The sequence below is a fragment of the Curvibacter lanceolatus ATCC 14669 genome (genome assembly GCF_000381265.1).
In the GTDB taxonomy this organism is placed as follows: domain Bacteria; phylum Pseudomonadota; class Gammaproteobacteria; order Burkholderiales; family Burkholderiaceae_C; genus Curvibacter; species Curvibacter lanceolatus.
The window spans coordinates 121036-136680 of sequence record NZ_KB906259.1 but is presented as its reverse complement, the minus strand read 5'-3'; the positions used below and the strand labels follow the sequence as shown (position 1 = coordinate 136680).

Genomic DNA, 15645 nt, shown 5'->3' with positions numbered 1-15645 from the left:
ATATCTCTATCGGCGATGGCTTCCGTCGCTGAGGGTGGGAGCTGAGCTCGTGTTTGGTGAGCCATGCATCGGGTCTTGGGGCGCAAAAAAGCCCGCTGGGTAGCGGGCTTGGGCTTGCGGCGCTGAATGCGGGGTTCAGCTGAAGAAGTTCTTCAGTCGATCCGTCCAGCTGTCGCCGCTGGGGGAGTGCTTGCCGCCGCCCTTCTTCAGCGATTCTTCCAGTTCGCGCAACAGCTTGCGCTGGTACTCGGTGAGCTTGACCGGGGTCTCGACCGCGATGTGGCAGTACAGGTCGCCCGGGTAGCTGGAGCGCACCCCCTTGATGCCCTTGCCACGCAGACGGAACTGCTTGCCGGCCTGGGTGCCTTCAGGGATGTCGATGGCGGCCTTGCCTTGCAGGGTGGGCACTTCGATCTCGCCGCCCAGCGCGGCGGTGATGAAGCTGACCGGCACGGAGCAGTGCAGATCGTCTCCGTCGCGCTCGAAGATGTCGTGCTTCTTGAGCCGGATTTCGATGTACAGGTCACCGGGTGGCCCGCCATTGGTGCCGGGCTCGCCATTGCCGACGCTGCGGATGCGCATGCCGTCGTCGATGCCGGCCGGGATCTTCACTTCCAGCGTCTTCTGCTTCTTGATCTTGCCCTGGCCATGGCAGGCGGTGCAGGGCTCGGGGATCACCTTGCCACTGCCTCGGCAGGTGGGGCAGGTCTGTTGCACGCTGAAGAAGCCCTGGCGCATCTGCACGCTGCCCTGGCCATTGCAGGTGCCGCAGGTCTTGGCACTGGTGCCGGGCTTGGCGCCGGTGCCATGGCAGGTGTCGCAGCTGTCCCAGCTCGGGATGCGGATTTGCGCATCCTTGCCTCGGGCGGCCTCTTCGAGGGTGACCTCCATGGCGTAGCTGAGGTCGCTGCCGCGGTAGACCTGACGCCCACCCGCACGTCCGCCACGCTGCTGACCGAACATGTCGCCGAAGATGTCACCAAAGGCTTCGGCAAAGCCGCCAAAGCCTTCAGCGCCACCGGGGCCGCGCATGTTTGGGTCCACGCCGGCATGGCCGTGCTGGTCATAGGCGGCCCGCTTCTGCGGGTCGCTGAGCATTTCGTAGGCTTCCTTGGCTTCCTTGAATTTCTCTTCGGCAGCCTTGGCCGCATCGCCCTGATTGCGGTCAGGGTGATGCTTCATCGCCAATTTGCGATAAGCCTTCTTGATCTCTTCATCCGAGGCGGTCTTGCCGACGCCCAGGACTTCGTAAAAGTCTCGTTTAGCCATTGGTTTTCCGAGCCGTATTCAACACAAACGCCGCGCAGGTCCCAGGCCTGGGTCCGGCGCGGCGGGCGAAGTGGCCGTAGCCGGGGATCAGCCCTTCTTCACTTCCTTGACTTCAGCGTCCACCACATTGTCGTCGGCGGGCTTGGAGGCAGATTCCGTGCCAGCGGCGCCGGCGGCACCTGCAGCGCCACCGGCGGCGGCTTGCTGCGCGGCCTGCTCGGCTTGCATGTCGGCATACATCTTCTCACCGAGCTTCTGGCTGGCCGTCATGAGCGCGTTGCTCTTTTCTTCGATGGCGGCCTTGTCCTCGCCCTTCAGGACTTCTTCGAGGTCCTTGATGGCGGCTTCGATCTTTTCCTTTTCGCCGGCTTCAAGCTTGTCGCCGTAGTCGGTCAGGCTCTTCTTCACGCTGTGCACGGTGGCTTCGCCCTGGTTGCGGGCTTGCACGATTTCGAGCTTCTTCTTGTCTTCAGCGGCGTTCAGCTCGGCATCCTTCACCATCTTCTGGATTTCCTCCTCGGACAGACCCGAGTTGGCCTTGATGGTGATCTTGTTTTCCTTGCCGGTGCCCTTGTCCTTGGCGCCCACGTGCAGGATGCCGTTGGCGTCGATGTCAAAGGACACTTCGATCTGGGGCAGGCCGCGCGGTGCGGGCGGGATGCCTTCGAGGTTGAATTCGCCGAGCAGCTTGTTGCCCGAGGCCATTTCGCGTTCGCCCTGGAACACCTTGATGGTCACGGCCGGTTGGTTGTCGTCGGCGGTGGAGAAGGTTTGTGCGAACTTGGTCGGGATGGTGGTGTTCTTGCTGATCATCTTGGTCATGACACCGCCCAGGGTCTCGATGCCCAGGGACAGCGGGGTCACGTCCAGCAGCAGCACGTCCTTGCGGTCGCCCGACAGCACCTGGCCCTGGATGGCGGCACCCACGGCCACGGCCTCGTCAGGGTTCACGTCCTTGCGCGGGTCCTTGCCGAAGAATTCCTTCACCTTTTCCTGCACCTTGGGCATGCGGGTCATGCCGCCGACCAGGATCACGTCGTGGATCTCGCCCACGGTCACGCCGGCATCCTTGATGGCGGTGCGGCAGGGGGCGATGGTGCGTTCGATCAGCTCTTCCACCAGCTGTTCCAGCTTGGCGCGGGTCAGCTTGATGTTCAGGTGCTTGGGGCCCGAAGCGTCGGCGGTGATGTAGGGCAGGTTCAGGTCGGTGGCGGCCGAGGATGACAGCTCGATCTTGGCCTTTTCAGCGGCTTCCTTCAGGCGTTGCAGGGCCAGCACGTCCTTGGACAGGTCAACGCCTTGTTCTTTCTTGAACTCGGTGATGATGTAGTCGATGATGCGTTGGTCGAAGTCTTCGCCGCCCAGGAAGGTGTCGCCGTTGGTGGACAGCACTTCAAACTGCTTTTCGCCATCGACGTCGGCGATTTCGATGATGGACACGTCGAACGTGCCGCCACCCAGGTCATACACGGCGATCTTGCGGTCGCCCTTGTCGGTCTTGTCCAGGCCGAAGGCCAGCGCGGCGGCGGTCGGCTCGTTGATGATGCGCTTGACTTCCAGGCCGGCGATGCGGCCGGCGTCCTTGGTGGCCTGGCGTTGCGCGTCGTTGAAGTAGGCGGGCACCGTGATCACGGCTTCGGTCACTTCTTCGCCGAGGTAGTCTTCGGCGGTCTTCTTCATCTTGCGCAGGATGTCGGCCGACACCTGCTGGGCCGACAGGCGCTTGCCGCGCACTTCCACCCAGGCGTCACCGTTGTCGGCGGCCACGATGGAGTAGGGCATCAGGTTGATGTCCTTCTGCACTTCTTTTTCGGTGAACTTGCGGCCGATCAGGCGCTTGATCGCGTAGAGCGTGTTCTTGGGGTTGGTCACAGCCTGGCGCTTGGCCGAGGCGCCGACCAGCACTTCGCCGTCTTCCTGGTAGGCCACGATCGACGGCGTGGTGCGCGCGCCTTCCGAGTTCTCGATCACCTTGGTGGTGTTGCCTTCCATGATGGACACGCAGCTGTTGGTGGTGCCCAAGTCAATACCGATGATTTTTCCCATGATTTACTCCTGTATTTCGATTGCGCGCCGGGCGAGGCGCCAGCGCGTCGTGTTTGGTTTGTCTTGTTGATGAGTTGTGGATAACTGTCGGGGTTTCAAGCCCCGATGGCATCCAGACCCGAAAATTTATTTGGGTGCAGCCACGGTCACCAGGGCGGGGCGCAGCACGCGTTCGGCAATCAGGTAGCCCTTTTGCAGCACGCTGACCACGGTGTTGGCCTCTTGGTCGGCGGGCACCATGCTGATGGCCTGGTGCTGATGCGGGTCGAACTTGGCGCCGGCAGCCGGCGCAATGGCCAGCACCTTGTTGCGTTCGAGGGCGGCGGTCAACTGGCGCAGGGTGGCTTCGGCGCCTTCGCGGATCTGCTCGGGCTTGGCGTCCTTGATCGCCAGGCCGGCTTCCAGGCTGTCGCACACGGGCAGCAGGCTTTCGGCAAAGCTCTCGATACCGAACTTGCGGGCCTTGGCAATTTCTTCCTCGGCGCGGCGGCGGGCGTTCTCGGCCTCGGCCTTGGCGCGCAGGAACTGGTCGGCCAGATCCGCGCTCTTGGCCTTGAGGGCTGCCAGCTCGGCTTGCGCCTGGGCCAGGGCCTCGACGTCGTTGGCCGCCTGGGCGGCTTCTTGCTCTTCGGGGCTCATCGGGCCGCCTGGCATGGCCTGATTCTGGTGTTCTTGGTTTTCAGACATTCGGATTCGGGTCGATAAGTTGACGAAAAGAGGATGTCGCGGCAGATGGGGCCGCTGTTGAACTTTTCAAGGCGTGGATTGTCCACTGGATTCGCCACAGTAAAAAAAGCGATGGGCGCTTGTATTTCAAGAATCAGTGGCGCTATACTCGTGGGCTTTGCCTTGCCGTACTGCTACAGACGCAGCGGACGGCTTCACCCGTAAGGAGTACTCAATGCGTCATTATGAAATCGTTTTGCTGATTCACCCGGATCAGAGCGAACAGGTTCCGGCCATGCTGGAGCGCTACAAGGGCATGATCACCGCCGGCGGCGGCAAGATCCACCGCGTGGAAGACTGGGGCCGTCGTCAACTGGCGTACCTGATCAACAAGCTGGCCAAGGCCCACTACCTGTGCGTCAACATCGAAGCCGACCAGGCTGTGATGGCTGAACTGGAACACGCGTTCAAGTTCAACGATGCCGTGCTGCGTCACCTGACCGTCGTCAAGAAGAAGGCTGACACCGGCCCGTCTTCGATGATGAAGACCGTCGAGCGTGAAGAGGCCCGCAAGGCCCAGCAAGCTGAATTCGCCGCCGCCAACAACTAAGGCCTGCGTCCAGTTCGTTTGACTGATTCAAAGGGGAAGTGAACCACGTCGCTCTGACCGCCGTGATCGTTGAGGCCAAGCCGATGCGATTCACACCTGCCGGTCTGCCCGCCATCGATCTGCGGCTCGAATCCGAGTCGGAGGTCGAAGAAGCTGGGCAGAAACGCAAGGTGCAGGTGGCCATCAGGGCTGTTGCACTCGGTAGCAATGCCGAGCGGCTTGCCAAGCAGGCTCTCGGTTCGGTCTGGAAATTCTCCGGATTTCTGGCCACACCGCGCAACGTCAAGACCGTCGTTTTTCACATCCAGGAATTCCAGCAAGATTAAATTTCAGGAGGCCAACATGGCCACGTTCAAGAAGTTCAACAAAGACAAGCGCCCGAAGCGCAACACCCAGTCCCTGCTGTTCAAGCGCAAGCGCTTCTGCCGCTTCACCGTCGCTGGCGTCGAAGAAATCGACTACAAGGATGTCGACACCCTGCGTGACTTCATCGCTGAAAACGGCAAGATCATCCCCGCTCGCCTGACCGGCACGCGCGCCATCTACCAGCGTCAGCTGAACACCGCCATCAAGCGTGCTCGCTTCCTGGCTCTGGTGCCTTACAGCGACCAGCACAAGATCTAAGGAGAACAACCATGCAAATCATCCTGCTCGAAAAGGTTGTGAACCTGGGTAACCTCGGCGAAATCGTCAAGGTCAAGGACGGCTACGCCCGCAACTTCCTGATCCCGTCGGGCCGCGCCCGTCGTGCCACCGAAGCTGCCAAGGCTGAATTCGAAGCCAAGCGCGCTGAGCTGGAAAAGGCTGCTGCCGCCAAGCTGGCCGAAGCCCAAGCCCAAGGCGAAAAGCTGGCTGGTACGACCGTCAAGGTCACCCAGAAGGCTGGCGTTGACGGCCGTCTGTTCGGTTCCGTCACCAACCACGACATCGCTGAAGAGCTGATCAAGCAAGGCTACCAAGTGGTCAAGGCTCAGATCCGCCTGCCCAACGGCCCCCTGAAGGTGGTTGGCGACAGCACCATCAGCGTGGCTCTGCACACTGATGTGGTCGTTGAAGTGAATGTTTCCGTGTACGGCGAAACCGCCTGATCACCGAAGCCACAGCTTCTGTCAAGCCGCCTTCGGGCGGCTTTTCTTTTGGGGATGTCGCCATGCTCGATGTGCGTTTATCCCCTTGATTTCCCCCTGCCATGCACAGCTTATCCCCAGCCTTGGGGCTGACGGAAGGCGTTGAAACGCTTACGATTTGAGGCTGCCAAGGAAACCCATGTCTGCCATTTTTCCGCCCGTCGATTCTGATTTCGAGCCTGACTTCCATCTTCCTGCCGGGATCGAGATGCCACCGCCGCTGGAGCCGGCGCCGGCTCAGCACGCGATCGAGCGCACGGTGGACCGAGAGGTGGCCAAGCTGCGCGTGCCCCCGCACTCGATCGAGGCCGAGTCCAGTGTGCTCGGGGGCTTGTTGCTGGACAACAGCGCCTGGGATCGCGTGGCCGACGTGGTCAGCGAAGGTGACTTCTACCGCTACGAGCACCGCGTGGTGTTCGGCGTGCTCAGCTCTCTGATCAACTCCGGCAAGCCGGCCGACGTGATCACGGTCTATGAAAGCCTGCAGAACCTGGGCAAGGCCGAAGAGGTGGGTGGCCTGGGCTACCTCAACTCGCTGGCCCAGTATGTGCCGAGTGCGAGCAACATCCGCCGCTATGGCGAGATCGTTCGCGAGCGCTCCATCCTGCGCAAGCTGGTCACCGCCAGCGATGAGATCGCCACCGTGGCGTTCAATCCGCAGGGGCGGGCTGTCGACAAGATCCTGGATGAGGCCGAGCAGAAGATCTTCAAGATCTCTGAAGAAGGCTCGCGCAACAAGCAGGGCTTCCAGTCCATGGATTCGCTGGTGGTCGACCTGCTGGACCGCGTCCAGGAGATGGCCGACAACACCAATGACATCACCGGCGTGCCCACGGGTTTCTATGACCTCGACCGCATGACCTCGGGCCTGCAGGCCGGTGACCTGGTGGTGCTGGCGGCACGTCCCTCGATGGGCAAGACGGCTTTTGCCATCAACATCGCCGAACACGTGGCGTTGAATGAAGGCCTGCCGGTGGCGGTGTTCTCCATGGAAATGGGTGCCGCACAGCTGGCTGTGCGTATCGTGGGTTCCATCGGTCGCATCAACCAGGGCAACCTGCGCACCGGCAAACTCACCGATGACGAATGGCCGCGTCTGACCGAGGCCATCGAGCGCCTGCGCACCGTGTCGCTGCACATCGACGAGACGCCCGGTCTGTCGCCCAGCGAACTGCGGGCCAACTCGCGCCGGTTGGCGCGCCAATGCGGCAAGATGGGCCTGATCGTGGTCGACTACCTGCAGCTCATGAGCGGCTCCGGGTCGGCGGCCAGTGCCGACAACCGGGCCACCGAGCTGGGCGAAATCTCCCGGGGCCTGAAGATGCTGGCCAAGGAGCTGCAATGCCCGGTGATCGCGCTTTCGCAGCTGAACCGAAGCGTGGAGCAGCGCACCGACAAGCGCCCCATGATGAGTGACTTGCGCGAATCTGGCGCCATCGAGCAGGATGCGGACATCATCATGTTCATCTACCGCGACGACTACTACAACAAGGAAAGCAAGGACCAGAACATGGCCGAGGTCATCATCGGCAAGCAGCGTAACGGCCCGACAGGGACCGTGAAGCTGTATTTCCACAAGTCGCAGACCCGTTTCGAAAGCCTGGCCCGCGGCTCGTCGGACGATTTCTGACCTGGCGTTGTATTCCATGAGCTTGAGCGCCTGGGCCTTGGTGAGGCGGTACCCGGTGAGTGCGGGCCTGTGCGTCTTGCTGGCGGCGCTGGTCCTGTTGGCGATCCTGCTGCTGCAGCGCCACGACAAGCTGATGGGGCAGTTGCTGCACCCTGAGCGTCGACACGTCAACGAGCAGGCGCTGGCAGATGCCCGGCAGCGGCTGCCCGGCCTGGAGGTGGTGGTGTTTCGAAGTGCTGATGGGTTGACCTTGCGGGGGTGGTATGTGCCCTCTCGCAACCGCGCCGCTGTGGTGTTGGTGCATGGTGCTGCCGAAAACCGCCTTTGGTGGTTGAGTGAGGCTGAGTTCCTGGCCGGGCAGGGGTTTGGGGTGCTGCTGTATGACAACCGTGCCGCTGGCGAAAGCGATGGTGATCTGCAGACCTGGGGTGATCGTGAGCAGGATGATGTGATCGGCGCCCTCGATTTTCTGCAGCAGCGCCCCGATGTTGATCCTGATCGGCTCGGTGCTGAGGGGTTCTCCATTGGGGCTTCCACTGTGGCGCTGGCGGCAGCGCGTGATCGGCGAGTGCGCACGGTTGTCTTGAAGGCGGTCTGGACGGGCTTGCCTGAAGAGCTCCTTCACATGCTGGGGGGTGGGTGGCAGGCGCGCTGGGTGCTGCGTGACTTTGCTCGCGCTGGTGTGCGGCTTGAGCAGGTCAAGCCATTGGCCAAAATCTCGGCCATCGCGCCCAGGCCGGTGATGGTGGTGGTGGGCAGCCGTGATCACCATGTGCCGATGGAGGTTGCTCGGGCGGTGTTCGAGGCTGCTGGGCAGCCCCGCGTCTGGCGTGTGATCCCGGATGCCGACCATGTTGACTATGAACCTCTGGGGGGTGATCCGTTGCGAGCCGAGGTGGCGGCGTTTTTCGCCGGGGGCTTGCTGGCTGCACCGTGATCGGCTGATCTGTGGTGCTCGAAATGCAAAACGCCCGGCCATGGCCGGGCGTTTTGCATGGGTCGACGGATTGTGGATTCGCCGGCAGAGGCCTGTGCTGCGTCAGAGCACTTCGCTGGCAAAGTCGGCCAGGCGCGAGCGCTCGCCGCGCGCCAGGGTGATGTGGCCGCTGTGCGGCCAGCCCTTGAACTTGTCCACCGCAAAGGTGAGGCCGGACGAGCCCTCGGTCAGATAAGGCGTGTCGATCTGGGCCAGGTTGCCCATGCAGATGATCTTGGTGCCCGGGCCGGCCCGGGTGATCAGGGTCTTCATCTGCTTGGGCGTCAGGTTCTGCGCCTCGTCGATGATCACGTACTTGTTGAGGAAGGTGCGCCCGCGCATGAAGTTCATGCTCTTGATCTTGATGCGGCTGCGGATCAGCTCATTGGTGGCGGCGCGCCCCCATTCGCCGGCGTTGCCGCCATCGCCCTTGGCCAGAAACTCGAGGTTGTCGTCGAGGGCGCCCATCCAGGGGCCCATCTTCTCTTCCTCGGTGCCGGGCAGAAAACCGATGTCCTCGCCCACGCTCACGGTGGCGCGGGTCATGATGATCTCGGTGTAGCGCCGGTCGTCCAGCACCTGGGTCAGGCCTGCGGCCAGGGCCATCAGGGTCTTGCCGGTGCCGGCGGTGCCGGCCAGGGTCACGAAGTCGATCCCGGGATCGGTCAGCAGGTTCATCGCGAAGTTCTGTTCGCGGTTGCGCGTGGTCACGCCCCAGACCGCGTTCTTCGCGTGAGCGAAGTCCTTCAGGGTCTGCAGCACGGCGGTCTTGCCGCGGATCTCGGTCACGCGCGCGTACAGGCTGGGCTCGCCCGGGGCTTCGAAGAACACGAACTGGTTGATCAGCAGATTGGGCACGATGGGCCCCGAAATGCGGTAGTAGGTGTGCGAGCCGCTTTGCCAGCTCTCGACCGACTTGCCGTTCTTGGTCCAGAAGTCGGCGGGCAGTGCCAGGGCGCCGGAGTACAGCAGGTCGCCGTCTTCCAGGGTCTTGTCGTTCTGGTAGTCCTCGGCGGTCAGTCCCAGGGCGCGTGCCTTCACGCGCATGTTGATGTCTTTGGACACCAGCACCACCTCGCGCGTGGGCTGGCCTTCCTGGCCTTGCGGGCTGTGCAGGTGGCGCAGCGCCTCGACCACCCCCAGGATCTGGTTGTCGGCCTTGCCTTGCGGCAGGCTGGTGGGCAGGGTGTAGTTGAGCGGGCGGGTCTGGAAGAACAGCTTGCCGCCGGCCTCGCGGTGGCCGGTGGTGTCGAGCTTCAGGCCGGCCGTGATGTCGGCGCCTTGGGCGGCGGCCAGGGCGTCGAGCGAGCGGCTGGTCTGGCGCGCGTTGCGGGCCACCTCGGTCATGCCCTTCTTGTGGCTGTCGAGTTCTTCCAGCACGATCATCGGCAGGAAGATGTCGTGCTCCTCAAAGCGGAACAGGCACATCGGGTCGTGCATCAGCACATTGGTGTCCAGCACGAACAGCTTGGTCGGGCCGGTGTGCCGCGCCTTGCGGCTGCGCGGTGCGGCTGCCGGCGCCTCGGCGGTGGCTGCCACGGTGGCAGCGGGCGCTGCTGTGGGGGCGGCAGGGGTCAATTTGGCGACGGCGGGCGCCGTGGCTGGCGGGCTCAGCAGGGCTGACACCTGAGTGGAAGCCGTCTTGCGTCGGCTCGGGGTCTTGGCTGGCGTGGGGGCGGCGGGGGCTGCGGGGATGGCCAGCAGCGCCTCGGGGGCCTCGCCTTTGGCCTCGGGGTGGGCTGAGTCGGCAGCGCGGCTGCGTGGGCCGGCCTTGCGCGAATTGCCTTCGCCGGTGCTCGCGTAAGCGCTGGTGGGCAGGATGGTGGCTTTCTTCGATGGGGCGGGCGGCAGGGGCATGGAAGGTCAGACTCCAGAAAAAGCACGGGAAGTGGAAACGTGAGCGGGCTGAGTGGTCCAGGAAGCAAAAAAGCCGCCAGGAGACCTGAGCGGCTTTTGCGGAGGAGGGTGGCGGTGCGAAACCAGCAACATATGCGAGCCATTATGCATGACTCGGCAGGCCCTCCCGGGATTGGGCTGAGGGATCTCAGGCGGCCTTTTTGAGGGCCTTGAGTTCCTTGACCGACTTCAGCACTTCGTCCACGTGGCCCGGCACCTTGAGGCCGCGCCATTCTTCTTTGAGAATGCCGTCTTCGCCAATCAGGAAGGTGCTGCGCTCGATGCCCTTGACCTTCTTGCCGTACATGATCTTGTTCTTGACCACGCCGAACATGTGGCACATCTTTTCTTCGGTGTCGGCGATCAGCTCGAAGGGCAGTTCCAGCTTGAGCTTGAACTCGTCATGCGATTTCATGTTGTCGCGCGACACGCCGAACACGGTGGCGCCGGCCTTCACGAAATCCTTGTATTTGTCGCGGAACTGCATCGCCTCGGTGGTGCAGCCCGGGGTGTTGTCCTTCGGGTAGAAGTACAGCACCAGAATCTGGCCCAGGTGGGTAGAGTTCGACACCTTGATCCCACCCGTGGCGTTCGCTTCGAATTCAGGGATGGACTTGTTGACAACGATCGCCATAGAACTTCAATCTCGTGTGACAGGTGTGACCTAAGATGGTGGGGTCTGGAGGCATTGCACCTCTCTTTTGACTGCCCACACCATCCGCAACCCGAGATTTTACCTCTAAATCGGTCGGTTCAGGGTTGCGCGGGCTCGCCGCCCTCGATCAGCAGTGCTGCAGCCACCTTGCGGCCTTCCTGCGCCAGGATGTTGTAGGTGCGGCACGCGGCCGGGGTGTCCATGGTTTCCAGCCCGATGCGGCGGGCCATCAGGGCCTTCAGCCAGGCCGCCGGCGGAAAGCGGTTGCGTCGGCCGCTGCCAAACACGATCAGTTCGCAATCGATGTCGGCCAACTGCTCGAAGTGGGCTTCGGTCAGGTCTTCGAAGCGGCTCACGGGCCAGCTCAGGCGCTGCCCCTGTGAGCTGATGATCAGGCTTCCGGCGTGTTTCTCGCCGTTGATGGCCACCCAGCCCTCGCCGTAGGCGGTGATGGATTGAACGTCGAATTGGTCGGGTTGCAGCTTCATGGGGCACTGGGTTGGGGCGAAGAGGCGCGCCAATGGTGCGCGCTGCAGGCTGCGATGCAGAACTGTGGTCAAATTATAGGTTTCGCTTCTGACGACTTACCCAGGAGGGGGCTTTCCCGTCACCATGAAAACTGTCCAGAAATCTGCCAAGCTTGCCAACGTCTGCTATGACATCCGCGGTCCCATCATGGATCGAGCGCGTCAGATGGAAGACGAAGGCCAGAAGATCATCAAGCTCAATATTGGCAATCTGGCGGTATTCGGTTTCGACTCGCCCGAGGAAATCCAGCAGGACATGATCCGCAACCTGCCCAATTCGGCAGGCTATTCGGACAGCAAGGGCATTTTTGCCGCCCGCAAGGCGGTGATGCACTACACCCAGCAGCAAGGCATCAAGGGCGTCACACTCGACGACATCTATCTGGGCAACGGCGCCAGCGAGCTCATCGTGATGGCCACCAACGCCTTGCTCGACAACGGCGACGAAGTTCTGCTGCCCTCGCCCGATTACCCGCTGTGGACGGCGGCGGCCAGCCTGTCGGGCGGCACTCCGGTGCATTACCGCTGCGACGAGGCCAACGGCTGGATGCCCGACCTGGACGACATCCGCAGCAAGATCACCTCCCGCACCAAGGGCATCGTGGTGATCAACCCCAACAACCCGACCGGCGCCCTGTACTCCGACGATCTGCTCAAGGCCATCGTGGTGATCGCCCGCGAGCACGGCCTGGTGATCTTCGCCGACGAGGTCTACGACAAGGTGCTGTACGACGACGTCAAGCACACCGCCATCGGCTCGCTCAGCGAAGACGTGCTGACCCTCACCTTCAACTCGCTGTCCAAGAGCTACCGCAGCTGCGGCTACCGGGCCGGCTGGATGGTGGTGTCGGGCGACAAGAAGCCCGCCAAGGACTACATCGAGGGCTTGAACATGCTCTCGAACATGCGCCTGTGTTCCAACGTGCCCGGCCAGTGGGCCATCCAGACCGCCCTCGGCGGCTACCAGAGCATCAATGACCTGGTCTGCGAAGGCGGGCGCCTGCGCCGCCAGCGCGACCTGGCCTATGAGCTGATCACCGCCATCCCGGGCGTCAGCTGCGTCAAGCCCACAGCGGCGCTGTACATGTTCCCGCGCCTGGACCCGGCGGTCTACCCGATCAAGGATGACCAGCAGTTCTTCCTCGAACTGCTGGAAGAAACCCGTGTGATGCTGGTGCAGGGCACCGGCTTCAACTGGCCTGACACCGACCACTTCCGAATCGTGTTCCTGCCCCATGAAGATGACCTGCGTGAAGCCATCGGCCGCATCGCCCGCTTCCTCGAGCAGTACCGCAAGCGCAGCAGCGTCGTGGTCTGAGCCTTTCCCTATCTGTTTCAAACTTCAAACCGTCTCGCTATGAACCCGATCAAAGTTGGCCTGCTGGGCATTGGCACCGTTGGCAGTGGCACCTTCCACGTGCTGCAACGCAACCAGGAAGAAATCCGCCGCCGTGCGGGCCGTGGCATCGAGATCACCATGGTGGCCGATCTGGACGTCGAGCGCGCCCGCGCCGTCGTGGGTGATCAGGTGCAGGTCGTCAATGACGCCCGCGCCGTGATTGCCAACCCCGAGATCGACATCGTGATCGAGCTGATCGGAGGCTACGGCATCGCCAAGGCCCTGGTGCTCGAAGCCATTGCCGCCGGCAAGCACGTGGTCACCGCCAACAAGGCCCTGCTGGCCGTGCATGGCACCGAGATCTTCGCCGCCGCTTCGGCCAAGGGCGTGATGGTGGCCTTCGAGGCCGCCGTGGCCGGGGGCATCCCCATCATCAAGGCGCTGCGCGAAGGCCTGACCGCCAACGCCATCCAGTGGATCGCCGGCATCATCAACGGCACCACCAACTTCATCCTGTCCGAAATGCGTGACAAGGGCCTAGACTTTGAAGTGGTGCTCAAAGAGGCCCAGCGCCTGGGCTACGCCGAAGCCGACCCCACCTTCGACATCGAAGGTGTGGATGCGGCCCACAAGGCCACCCTCATGAGCGCCATCGCTTTCGGCATTCCGGTGCAGTTCGACAAGGCCTACGTCGAAGGCATCACCCGCCTCTCGGCGGCCGACATCCGCTATGCCGAGCAACTGGGCTACCGCATCAAGCTGCTGGGCATCACCAAGCGCGCTGCCAATGGCATCGAGCTGCGCGTGCACCCCAGCCTGGTGCCCGCCAAGCGCCTGATCGCCAACGTCGAAGGCGCCATGAACGCCGTGATGGTGCAGGGTGATGCCGTGGGCACCACGCTGTATTACGGCAAGGGCGCGGGCTCCGAGCCCACCGCCAGTGCCGTGATTGCCGACCTGGTCGACATCACCCGCCTGCACACGGCCGATGCGGCCCAGCGCGTGCCCCACCTGGCCTTCCAGCCTGACGCCATGAGCGACGTGCCGGTGCTGCCGATGAGCGAGGTCATCACCAGCTACTACCTGCGCCTGCGCGTGTCCGACGAGGCTGGCGTGCTGGCCCGTGTGACCGGCATCCTGGCCACCGCCGGCATCAGCATCGATGCGGTGTTGCAGCGCGAGGCCGACGAAGTGGGCGGCGAGGGCTCCACCCAGACCGACCTGATCATCCTCACCCACGACACCCGCGAAGGCATCATGAACACCGCCATGGCCGAAATGCAGGGCCTGCCCACGGTGCTGGCCCCCATCACCCGCATCCGCAAGGAAGAGCTGGCCTGAGGGGCTCAGCCGCCTGTCGCGCTCGGCCACCCATTGATTAGGGTGGCGATCGCGTCAAAAATGGCAGTCTGACCGGTCACCACCGGCGGGTTGCCCTTGAATTGTTGGAACAGGAACTAAACGTGAAGTACCTGAGCACACGAGGTCACGCCGACCGCAAGCGCTTTTGTGAAATCCTGCTGGAGGGCCTGGCGCCCGATGGCGGGCTCTACCTGCCCGAGCACTACCCCCAGGTGGACGACGCCACACTGACGCGCTGGCGTCAGGTCTACCACGAGCAGGGCTATGCCGAGCTGGCCTTCGAGATCCTGTCGCTGTACATCGACGACATCCCGGCGGCCGACCTGCGCGCCCTGTGCCACAAGACCTACACCGCCGAGGTGTTCGGCACGGGCGAGATTGTGCCCCTGCGCCACCTCGAAGACGGCCTGTGGCTCGAAGCCCTGTCCAACGGCCCCACGCTGGCCTTCAAGGACATGGCCATGCAGCTGCTGGGCAACCTGTTCGAGTACGAACTGGCCCGCCGCGGTGAAGAGCTCAACATCCTGGGCGCCACCTCGGGCGACACCGGCAGCGCCGCCGAGTACGCCATGCGCGGCAAGAAGGGCGTGCGCGTCTTCATGACCAGCCCGAACGGCCGCATGAGCCCCTTCCAGCAAGCCCAGATGTTCAGCCTGCAGGACGAGAACATCCACAACCTGGCGGTCGAAGGCGTGTTTGACGACTGCCAGGACATCGTCAAGGCCGTCTCCAACGACCTGGCTTTCAAGCGCAAGTACAAGATCGGCACGGTCAACTCGATCAACTGGGCGCGTCTGCTGGCCCAGGTGGTGTACTACTTTGCCGGCTATGTGCAGGCCACGCAGTCGAACCAGCAGAAGGTGAGTTTCACCGTGCCCTCGGGCAACTTCGGCAACGTCTGCGCCGGCCACGTGGCCCGCATGATGGGCCTGCCGATCGACCGGCTGGTGGTGGCCACCAACGAGAACGACGTGCTCGACGAGTTCTTCCGCACCGGCGTCTACCGCGTGCGCGGCAGCGCCGACACGCACGAGACCTCCAGCCCGTCGATGGACATCTCCAAGGCCAGCAATTTCGAGCGCTTCGTGTTCGATCTGCTGGGCCGGGATGCGGCGCGCACCCAGGATCTGTTCGGTGCCCAGCTGTCCAGCCAGGGCCGTTTCGACCTCAGCGCCGACCCGCTGTTCGCCCAGGCGGCCAGCCGCTACGGCTTCGTCAGCGGCCGCAGCACCCATGCCGATCGCCTGGCCACCATCCGCGACAACTTCCAGCGCCATGGCGTGACCATCGACACCCACACCGCCGATGGGGTGAAAGTGGCCCTGGAGCAGCGCGGAGATGCGTCGGTGCCGATGATCGTGCTCGAGACGGCCCTGCCGATCAAGTTTGCCGCCACCATCGCCGAAGCCCTGGGCCACGAGCCCGAGCGCCCGGCCCGCTTTGAAGGCATCGAACAACTGCCCAAGAAGGTGCTGGTGATCCCGGCCGATGTGGCGGTGGTCAAGGCTTACATCGAACGCCATTGCGACTGATCGCCCGCGC

Annotated in this window: 15 protein-coding genes; 9 read left to right on the top strand and 6 right to left on the bottom strand. The window is 63.2% G+C overall.

Going from position 1 to position 15645, the window contains the following annotated elements; genetic code table 11:
• Positions 1-135 precede the first annotated feature (135 nt).
• The 3 genes from dnaJ to grpE all read right to left on the bottom strand — a co-directional run bounded on the left by dnaJ (position 136) and on the right by grpE (position 4002).
• The gene (dnaJ, locus tag F624_RS0114255) at positions 136-1269 is read right to left on the bottom strand and encodes a molecular chaperone DnaJ (protein ID WP_019574992.1); all 1134 of its coding nucleotides are present in this window, start codon (positions 1267-1269) and stop codon (positions 136-138) included.
• 87 nt (positions 1270-1356) lie between these two features.
• The gene (dnaK, locus tag F624_RS0114250) at positions 1357-3315 is read right to left on the bottom strand and encodes a molecular chaperone DnaK (protein WP_027475762.1); all 1959 of its coding nucleotides are present in this window, start codon (positions 3313-3315) and stop codon (positions 1357-1359) included.
• Positions 3316-3441: 126 nt separating this feature from the next.
• Positions 3442-4002 (bottom strand): nucleotide exchange factor GrpE, encoded by a 561-nt coding sequence (grpE, locus tag F624_RS0114245; RefSeq protein WP_019574990.1) that lies wholly within the window; start codon positions 4000-4002, stop codon positions 3442-3444.
• A 214-nt stretch (positions 4003-4216) separates the two neighbouring features.
• On the opposite strand from grpE, the gene rpsF reads away from it, so the two are divergent.
• The 6 genes from rpsF to F624_RS0114215 all read left to right on the top strand — a co-directional run bounded on the left by rpsF (position 4217) and on the right by F624_RS0114215 (position 8285).
• Positions 4217-4591 (top strand): 30S ribosomal protein S6, encoded by a 375-nt coding sequence (gene rpsF / locus F624_RS0114240; RefSeq protein ID WP_019574989.1) that lies wholly within the window; start codon positions 4217-4219, stop codon positions 4589-4591.
• 38 nt (positions 4592-4629) lie between these two features.
• Entirely contained in the window at positions 4630-4917 is a 288-nt protein-coding gene (gene priB / locus F624_RS0114235; RefSeq protein ID WP_019574988.1) for a primosomal replication protein N, read from the top strand.
• 16 nt (positions 4918-4933) lie between these two features.
• Complete coding sequence (gene rpsR, locus F624_RS0114230; RefSeq protein WP_011794373.1) at positions 4934-5215, top strand: 30S ribosomal protein S18; 282 nt, start codon at positions 4934-4936, stop codon at positions 5213-5215.
• 11 nt (positions 5216-5226) lie between these two features.
• Positions 5227-5679 (top strand): 50S ribosomal protein L9, encoded by a 453-nt coding sequence (rplI, locus tag F624_RS0114225; RefSeq protein WP_019574987.1) that lies wholly within the window; start codon positions 5227-5229, stop codon positions 5677-5679.
• A 178-nt stretch (positions 5680-5857) separates the two neighbouring features.
• A complete protein-coding gene (gene dnaB, locus F624_RS0114220) occupies positions 5858-7348 on the top strand; it encodes a replicative DNA helicase (protein ID WP_019574986.1) in 1491 nt (496 codons plus the stop codon).
• Positions 7349-7364: 16 nt separating this feature from the next.
• Positions 7365-8285, top strand: coding sequence for an alpha/beta hydrolase (locus F624_RS0114215; RefSeq protein ID WP_019574985.1), 921 nt, complete (start codon positions 7365-7367; stop codon positions 8283-8285).
• A 102-nt stretch (positions 8286-8387) separates the two neighbouring features.
• Here the strand turns inward: F624_RS0114215 and F624_RS0114210 are convergent, their stop codons facing one another.
• The 3 genes from F624_RS0114210 to F624_RS0114200 form a co-directional block, all read right to left on the bottom strand.
• Complete coding sequence (locus F624_RS0114210; RefSeq protein ID WP_019574984.1) at positions 8388-10181, bottom strand: PhoH family protein; 1794 nt, start codon at positions 10179-10181, stop codon at positions 8388-8390.
• Positions 10182-10368: 187 nt separating this feature from the next.
• Entirely contained in the window at positions 10369-10854 is a 486-nt protein-coding gene (locus tag F624_RS0114205) for a peroxiredoxin (protein WP_019574983.1), read from the bottom strand.
• Positions 10855-10973: 119 nt separating this feature from the next.
• Positions 10974-11363, bottom strand: coding sequence for an Mth938-like domain-containing protein (locus F624_RS0114200; RefSeq protein WP_019574982.1), 390 nt, complete (start codon positions 11361-11363; stop codon positions 10974-10976).
• 124 nt (positions 11364-11487) lie between these two features.
• Between F624_RS0114200 and F624_RS0114195 the strand changes: the two genes are divergently transcribed.
• The 3 genes from F624_RS0114195 (at position 11488) to thrC (ending at position 15635) form a co-directional block, all read left to right on the top strand.
• Positions 11488-12720, top strand: coding sequence for a pyridoxal phosphate-dependent aminotransferase (locus F624_RS0114195; protein ID WP_019574981.1), 1233 nt, complete (start codon positions 11488-11490; stop codon positions 12718-12720).
• Between the two features lie 39 nt (positions 12721-12759).
• Positions 12760-14082 carry a homoserine dehydrogenase gene (locus F624_RS0114190; protein WP_019574980.1) on the top strand — a complete coding sequence of 441 codons (1323 nt, stop codon included), beginning with the start codon at positions 12760-12762 and terminating at the stop codon, positions 14080-14082.
• A 122-nt stretch (positions 14083-14204) separates the two neighbouring features.
• Complete coding sequence (gene thrC, locus F624_RS0114185; protein ID WP_019574979.1) at positions 14205-15635, top strand: threonine synthase; 1431 nt, start codon at positions 14205-14207, stop codon at positions 15633-15635.
• Positions 15636-15645: the final 10 nt, after the last annotated feature.

Bases quoted from the DNA above. Each gene is read 5' to 3' on its own strand.
- dnaJ (WP_019574992.1), bottom strand. From the start codon at position 1,269: ATGGCTAAACGAGACTTTTACGAAGTCCTGGGCGTCGGCAAGACCGCC.
- dnaK (WP_027475762.1), bottom strand. From the start codon at position 3,315: ATGGGAAAAATCATCGGTATTGACTTGGGCACCACCAACAGCTGCGTG.
- grpE (WP_019574990.1), bottom strand. From the start codon at position 4,002: ATGTCTGAAAACCAAGAACACCAGAATCAGGCCATGCCAGGCGGCCCG.
- rpsF (WP_019574989.1), top strand. From the start codon at position 4,217: ATGCGTCATTATGAAATCGTTTTGCTGATTCACCCGGATCAGAGCGAA.
- rpsR (WP_011794373.1), top strand. From the start codon at position 4,934: ATGGCCACGTTCAAGAAGTTCAACAAAGACAAGCGCCCGAAGCGCAAC.
- rplI (WP_019574987.1), top strand. From the start codon at position 5,227: ATGCAAATCATCCTGCTCGAAAAGGTTGTGAACCTGGGTAACCTCGGC.
- dnaB (WP_019574986.1), top strand. From the start codon at position 5,858: ATGTCTGCCATTTTTCCGCCCGTCGATTCTGATTTCGAGCCTGACTTC.
- F624_RS0114215 (WP_019574985.1), top strand. From the start codon at position 7,365: ATGAGCTTGAGCGCCTGGGCCTTGGTGAGGCGGTACCCGGTGAGTGCG.
- F624_RS0114210 (WP_019574984.1), bottom strand. From the start codon at position 10,181: ATGCCCCTGCCGCCCGCCCCATCGAAGAAAGCCACCATCCTGCCCACC.
- F624_RS0114205 (WP_019574983.1), bottom strand. From the start codon at position 10,854: ATGGCGATCGTTGTCAACAAGTCCATCCCTGAATTCGAAGCGAACGCC.
- F624_RS0114200 (WP_019574982.1), bottom strand. From the start codon at position 11,363: ATGAAGCTGCAACCCGACCAATTCGACGTTCAATCCATCACCGCCTAC.
- F624_RS0114195 (WP_019574981.1), top strand. From the start codon at position 11,488: ATGAAAACTGTCCAGAAATCTGCCAAGCTTGCCAACGTCTGCTATGAC.
- F624_RS0114190 (WP_019574980.1), top strand. From the start codon at position 12,760: ATGAACCCGATCAAAGTTGGCCTGCTGGGCATTGGCACCGTTGGCAGT.